Source organism: Nonomuraea sp. NPDC049750 (assembly GCF_040659625.1).
Taxonomy (GTDB): Bacteria; Actinomycetota; Actinomycetes; order Streptosporangiales; family Streptosporangiaceae; genus Nonomuraea.
The window spans coordinates 1-1,075 of sequence record NZ_JBFANB010000076.1; the positions used below are offsets into that span (position 1 = coordinate 1).

The window sequence follows — 1,075 nt, forward strand, 5'->3', positions numbered from 1 at the left end:
TAGCCTCGATGTTTCGTGAGGGTGGTTGGGTCGCGTACTGACTTGGGCCACCTGCGTGTTTTCAGCGGTGGGTCAGCCAGGCGGCCCGGCTATCGCGTCGGGTGGGCGGGGTTCCACGGGCCCGGGTGGTGTGTCCTTCCTGGTTGTGGGGGCGGGTGGATTGGCGTCAGGGCTTGGGCAGCATCTGCAGGCGGTTGATCGCGGAGGCGATGAGGTCGGCCCACCGCCATCGTTGGGCGAGACGGAGCCGGAGGCGTCTACTGCCTTTGACCAGGCGTCCTGCGGCGGAGAACAGGCGCAGCCGTAGCCGTTTGGGTTCCCAGCGCCGAGCCGGATGGCTGTCGAGTGCGAGCAGTTGGGTTCAGGCAAGAAGCTCGCAGGCAAGGGCGACGAGTTCGAGCCAGAGCTGATTTTGGGCGAAGCCGTGCAGGGGGAGGTTGCGCAGGCCGGTGTCCTTGGCGGTGCGGATACGGTCCTCGCAGCGGGCCCGGCGGCGATGGCGCAGTTCGAGGTCGGCGAGCTGGCCGCGGCCGCCACCCGAGCGGGTACCGGTGACAAAACACGTGAAGCGGTGCCCGTCGAGATCGGTGAACCGCAACTGGGCGCCGGGGTGCGGGCGTTCCTTACGGACGATGAGGCGCATGCCTTTCGGCCATGACGACAGATCAAGCATCCCGGTCAGCTCCGCGACCCACGCCCCGTCCCTCACCTGACCATCAGCGTCGTAGGCCACTTCCCAGACGTCCTTCGGCAACGCCAGGATCGCCTCACAGATGTCGTCGGTCAGGTTGAACCCGATCGAGTACTTCAATCTGCGTGCGGTCACCCAGTTGAGGAACTCATGGGTGCCGCCACCGGAGTCAGTGCGAAACAGCACATGTTTATGCAGATGGGCGGGAATCTGATTCAACGCCAGCCGCCCGGCGGCGATGTGGTCTTCGGCAGTGTTCGACCCGGCGTTCCCCCGCCGCAGCAGCAGCGCGGCCGCCTCACCCGTCCCCTGACCGCCGTGGTCGATGAACGCAGTCATCGGGTGGAACCCGAAACTCCTTTTCCAGGTCGGCGCCGCTTGTTC

The 1,075-nt window shown here is 66.2% G+C and carries 1 pseudogene; it reads right to left on the minus strand.

Annotated elements, in window-relative coordinates:
• Positions 1–166 precede the first annotated feature (166 nt).
• Positions 167–1,075 (minus strand): annotated as a pseudogene (locus AB0J16_RS59645) (IS1380 family transposase); the annotation flags it as partial.